The organism is Verrucosispora sp. SN26_14.1 (assembly GCF_004307965.1).
In the GTDB taxonomy this organism is placed as follows: Bacteria; Actinomycetota; Actinomycetes; order Mycobacteriales; family Micromonosporaceae; genus Micromonospora.
Genome location: NZ_SISL01000411.1, coordinates 1 through 5,205, shown reverse-complemented (window position 1 = coordinate 5,205; position 5,205 = coordinate 1). Strand labels below are relative to the sequence as shown.

Below are 5,205 nucleotides of genomic sequence, written 5' to 3'. Positions count from 1 at the left end.
AGATGTTTAAAAGAGACAGCGCCCGACGCCCGCCCCGCCCCGGGGACGGGCCGTCGTCGAGGAACCCGGCCCGACCGGCAGCCCGGCGACACTCGGCTCCTCCTACTCGGGTGGGCAGCTCACCACGACCGAGTCCGCGCCGTCCCGGCCGTTGGACACCGGCGGGGTGCCCGGTCCCCGGGTGGTGCTCGACCACGTCCAGGTCAGCACGTTCGGTCTCGACGCGACCGTCGAGGTGCGCCTGCTCGCCGGGGACCAGAGTGCCGCCGGGTACGCCACCGGCCCGGCCGTCGACGGGTACGTGCTGCGGCTCTGCGCGGTGGCCGCCGCGGCCGCCATCGACGAGCTGCTGCGCGGCGCCGACCCCACCGCCGAGCGGGGACGCTGTTTCGTGGAGCACGCCGCCGTGGTGCCGTTCGGCAACTGCGAGGTGGCCACCGTCGTGGTGCTGTTGGTCTGCGACGGATGGGTCGAGCAGTTGGCCGGGTCGGCGCTGGTGGCCGGCGACCCCCGGCAGGCGGTGGTCCGCGCCAGCCTGGCCGCGGTCAACCGGCGGCTGGAGGCTCTGCTGGCCTGACCCGTTCGGGGCAGACTGGAGTGGTGAAGCCTGCCACCCTCTGGCCCGATCGGTTGTTGCCCGCCCCCTCGATGCCGCCGCCCTGGCCGGGCCGGCAGGTACGCCTGGACGGCACGGTGACCTATGTCCGGGAGACGCCGGCCACCGGCCCGGACGCGGAGCCGGCGCTGTACGTGCACGGCCTGGGCGGGTCCTCGCAGAACTGGACGGACCTGGCCGGCCTGCTCGCCGACCGCCTCGACGGTCAGGCGATCGACCTGCCGGGGTTCGGGCGCAGTGAGCCGGGCCTGCGTTACACGCTGCCGTCCTTCGCGGACCGGGTGATCCGCTGGATCGAGCACTCCGACCGGGGCCCGGTGCACCTGTTCGGCAACTCGCTGGGCGGGGCGGTCTCGGTCCGCGTGGCCGCGCTGCGGCCGGATCTGGTGCGGACGCTGACCCTGGTGTCGCCGGCCCTGCCGTTCCTCGACTTCCGGCGGTCGTTGCAGGGCCGGATGCTGCCACTGTTGGCGATACCCCGCGCCGAGCAACTGGCCGCCTGGCGGCTGGCCCAACTCGCGCCGGAGGTGATGGCGCAGCAGTCGATGGAGGCGTGCGTGGCCGACATCAGCCGGATCTCCGAACAGCGCCGGCAGGAGGCGGTGGAGGAGATCCGGGTGCGGTACGAGGAAAGCCACTACGCCGCCGCGTACGTCCGGACGTTCCGGGGGATCGTCTCCAGCTTCCTACGGTCGTACCTGCCGGGGTCGGGGTCGCTGTGGCGGATGGCCGGGGCGGTGCGGGCCCGCACGCTGGTGGTGGGCGGTCGGCAGGACCGCCTGGTCGACGTCCGCGTGGCACCGCAGACCGCTCGGGTCATCCCGGACAGTCGGCTGCTGATGCTCGACGGCGTCGGGCACGTCGCGCAGTTGGAGGTGCCGCGCCTGGTGGCGCGAGCCGTGGTCGGGCTTCTGACCGAGTCGGCGGAGTGCGCCCGGGAGAGCTGACCTGGCAGGATGACCCGAATGCGTAGTCCTGGTGGTCGTGGGCGGTCTGGCTCCGTCGGTCGGCACACCCGGTCACCGGGACCGGCCACGGCCACCATGTCGCGGCGTGCCGTGGTGCGCCGGCTGGCCGTGCTGGTGGTGGCGCTCGGGGCGGGGGCGGCGCTGGTGACCGGTGTGACCCGGACCCCGGTCGGTTCCGCCGACGAGGCACCGGCGGTGGCGTCCCCACCGCCGGTGCCGCCCTCGGTCTCGCCGTCGCCCGTGTCACCGTCGCCGTCGGCGGTGGTCCCGTCGCCCGAGCCGGTGCTGCGGGAGTCCGGGCCGGTCCCGTCGTCCGGGCCGGGTCGCTTCGACTACGACGAGCGGACCGGTCCGGTGCTGGGTACGGCCGGCGACGTGCGGCGGTACCGGGTGGCGGTCGAGTCCGGCGCGGGCGTGGACACGGGCGAGTTCGCCCTGGCGGTCCACACGGCGCTGGCCGGGCCGGGAAGCTGGGTGGACAGCGGGAAGCTGCGGTTGCGGCAGGTGGAGACCGCGTCCCGGTACGACTTCACCGTCTATCTGGCCACCGCCACCACGGCGGGACGGATGTGTGCGGCCGGTGGGGTCGACATCCGGATCGGTGGCCGCCCGTACACCTCGTGCCGGGCCCCCGGGAAAGTGATCATCAACCTGGACCGGTGGCGGCAGTCGGTGCCGCACTACGTCGAGGCCGAGGTGCCGCTGTCGGTCTACCGCACGTACGTGGTCAACCACGAGGTCGGGCACGAGCTGGGCCACCGGCACGAGCGCTGTCCGGGGCGGGGTGAGCCGGCCCCGGTGATGATGCAGCAGACCATCTTCCTCAAGGGGTGCGTGGCCAACCCGTGGCCGTACCTGGACGGGAAGCGGTACGCCGGCCCGCCGCTGTAGGGGCGGACTGACCGTGCGGTAATGCTCTGATATGCCCGATTAGAGTGCGACGATGGGCATATGCCGTCCTCGCCCCTCAACGGCAGCCCCGGGCTGCCGGACGATCCGCCGGAGTCCCGGCCGGAGGATCCGCCGCCGGGGCAGCGTCCGGCGGTCCGTCGGCGTCGACGCCGGCTGGTCGTGACCCTCTCGGTGGCGCTGGTGCTGACGGTCACCCTCGTGCTGCGCATCGCACCGGCAGAGGAACGATCGACCGGCGCGGCACCGGCCGGTCGGGCGTACGACGACACGGCGACCGCGCCATCGGGACCGGCGTACCCGATGGTCGGCGCGGGCAGCTTCGCGGTGGCCGGCGGTGCGTCCCCGGTGCGCGGCCTGGACGGCCGGGTCGTGCACTACCGGGTGGCCGTCGAGCAGGGCACCGGGCAGGACCCGGACGCCTTCGCCGCCGAGGTCGACGCGGTGCTCGGTGATCCGCGGAGCTGGATCGGCTCGGGGGACCTGCGGGTCCGCCGGATCGACGACCCGGAGTACGCCGACTTCACTCTCTATCTGGCCACGCCGGCCACCTCCGAGGCGATGTGCGCGACCGGCGGTCTGAGCACCGAGGGCTACACCTCGTGCCGGCTGCCCGGGAAGGTGATCATCAACCTGGCGCGCTGGGCGGAGGCGGTACCCGGCTACGGTGCGCCGCTGGCGGTGTACCGGGCCTACGTGATCAACCACGAGGTGGGCCACGAGTTCGGGGAGGGGCACCAGACGTGCCCCGGCGCGGGCCGACCGGCGCCGGTGATGCAGCAGCAGACGTACGGCCTGGACGGCTGCCTGGCGTACGCCTGGCCGTACCTGGACGGCCTGCGGTACGTCGGCGACCCGGCCACCTGACCCCGGCCGTCACCCGATCCGGGATATTCCCGCTCCCGCATGCCGGGCGACGTGTCGCTGCTCATGGTCGGCGGGTGGGCCGGCGAGCAACAATGGCTCGGTTGACCGCCACATCGATCCCGGGGAGTCCACCGTGTCGTTGCCCCCGCTCGTCGAGCCTGCCGCCGAGCTGACCGTAGACGAGATCCGCCGCTACTCCCGTCACCTGATCATCCCCGACGTGGGAGTCACCGGGCAGAAGCGGCTGAAGAACGCCCGGGTGCTCTGTGTGGGCGCCGGTGGTCTCGGCTCGCCCGCGCTGATGTACCTGGCTGCCGCCGGTGTTGGCACGCTCGGCATCATCGACTTCGACACCGTCGACGAGTCCAACCTGCAGCGGCAGATCATCCACGGGGTCTCCGACATCGGCCGATCCAAGGCCGAGTCCGCCGCGGCGAGCATCCGCGAGATCAACCCGCTGGTCAACGTCGAGATCCACAACACCGCGCTGGACCGGGACAACGTCCGGGACATCTTCTCCCAGTACGACCTGATCGTGGACGGGACGGACAACTTCGCCACCCGGTACATGGTCAACGACGCGGCGGTGCTGCTCGGCAAGCCGTACGTCTGGGGGTCGATCTACCGGTTCGACGGCCAGGCGTCGGTGTTCTGGGCCGAGCACGGCCCCTGCTACCGCTGCCTCTACCCGGAGCCCCCGCCGCCCGGCATGGTCCCCTCCTGCGCCGAGGGCGGCGTGCTCGGTGTGCTCTGCGCCTCGATCGGCTCGATCCAGGTCAACGAGGCGATCAAGCTGCTCGCCGGCATCGGTGAGCCGCTGGTCGGCCGGCTGATGGTCTACGACGCCCTGGAGATGAGCTACCGCAAGATCAAGGTTCGCAAGGACCCGAACTGCGTGCTCTGCGGCGAGAACGCCACCCTGACCGACCTGATGGAGGACTACGAGGACTTCTGCGGCGCGGTCTCCGAGGAGGCCCAGGAGGCGGTCGTCGACGCGACCATCACCGCCGCCGAGCTCAAGGAGTGGCAGGACGCCGGCAAGGACATCTTCCTGGTCGACGTGCGGGAGCCGGCCGAGTACGAGATCGTCCGCATCCCCGGCGCGACGCTGATCCCCAAGGGGGAGATCCTCTCCGGCGAGGCGCTCGCCAAGCTCCCGCAGGACCGGCAGATCGTGCTGCACTGCAAGTCCGGTGTCCGCTCCGCCGAGGCGCTCGCCGCGCTCAAGGCGGCCGGCTTCCGGGACGCTGTGCACGTCCAGGGCGGCGTGCTCTCCTGGATCAAGCAGATCGATCCCTCCCTGCCCGCGTACTGATGTAAGGAGGGGTCCCCTGCTAACGCCTCAGGTATAGCAGGGGACCCCTCCTAACATCCGGCCGACGGCCCGCGCGCCACCCGGCCGACGGCCGGTCCCACCTGCCCGTTGTACCGAGGCGGGATCATGTTCCCGCCGGTAGCGTGACCGCCGTGGTCGATATCGACGCCGCGATCGGATTCGTGGTGGCTCACGGGGACACGGTCGAACGTGCCCGTCTCTCCTGGCTGCGCACCGGCACGCCGCCGCAACCGGAGACGCTGGACAGTGCCGAGGTCGGCCAGACCTCGGGCGGCGGCTGGCCCGCCTCCTGGGGCGACCCGGTCGCCTCGGTCGACGCGACCTGCTTCCGTCTCGCCGAACTGGACGACCTCGGGGCGCTGGGTCGCCCGGCCGCGCGTCGCGCACTCGACTGGCTCGCCGCCTCCCAACAGCGCGACGGCTGCTGGGAGGAGGATCCGGCGCTGGCCGAGACCGCCCCGGAGTGGGCCCGGCCGGGCAGCCCGGAGGCGCGGCTCTTATACACATCT

Annotated in this window: 3 protein-coding genes and 3 pseudogenes; all 6 read left to right on the top strand. The window is 72.4% G+C overall.

Going from position 1 to position 5,205, the window contains the following annotated elements:
* Nucleotides 1–37: 37 nt before the first annotated feature.
* Nucleotides 38–577, top strand: a pseudogene (locus EYA84_RS25690) (hypothetical protein); the annotation flags it as partial.
* A gap of 23 nt (nucleotides 578–600) precedes the next feature.
* Nucleotides 601–1,563: an alpha/beta fold hydrolase gene (locus EYA84_RS25685; RefSeq protein ID WP_131056137.1), complete on the top strand. Its 963-nt coding sequence runs from the start codon at nucleotides 601–603 to the stop codon at nucleotides 1,561–1,563.
* Nucleotides 1,564–1,659: 96 nt separating this feature from the next.
* Nucleotides 1,660–2,475: a DUF3152 domain-containing protein gene (locus EYA84_RS25680; RefSeq protein ID WP_131056135.1), complete on the top strand. Its 816-nt coding sequence runs from the start codon at nucleotides 1,660–1,662 to the stop codon at nucleotides 2,473–2,475.
* 60 nt (nucleotides 2,476–2,535) lie between these two features.
* The gene (locus tag EYA84_RS25675) at nucleotides 2,536–3,360 is read left to right on the top strand and encodes a DUF3152 domain-containing protein (RefSeq protein WP_131056133.1); all 825 of its coding nucleotides are present in this window, start codon (nucleotides 2,536–2,538) and stop codon (nucleotides 3,358–3,360) included.
* A 63-nt stretch (nucleotides 3,361–3,423) separates the two neighbouring features.
* Nucleotides 3,424–4,675: pseudogene (gene moeZ, locus EYA84_RS25670) on the top strand (adenylyltransferase/sulfurtransferase MoeZ).
* A gap of 101 nt (nucleotides 4,676–4,776) precedes the next feature.
* Nucleotides 4,777–5,205: pseudogene (locus EYA84_RS25665) on the top strand (hypothetical protein); the annotation flags it as partial.

Coding starts and splice junctions, on each gene's coding strand:
- EYA84_RS25680 (WP_131056135.1), top strand. CDS start 1,660: ATGTCGCGGCGTGCCGTGGTGCGCCGGCTGGCCGTGCTGGTGGTGGCG.
- EYA84_RS25675 (WP_131056133.1), top strand. CDS start 2,536: ATGCCGTCCTCGCCCCTCAACGGCAGCCCCGGGCTGCCGGACGATCCG.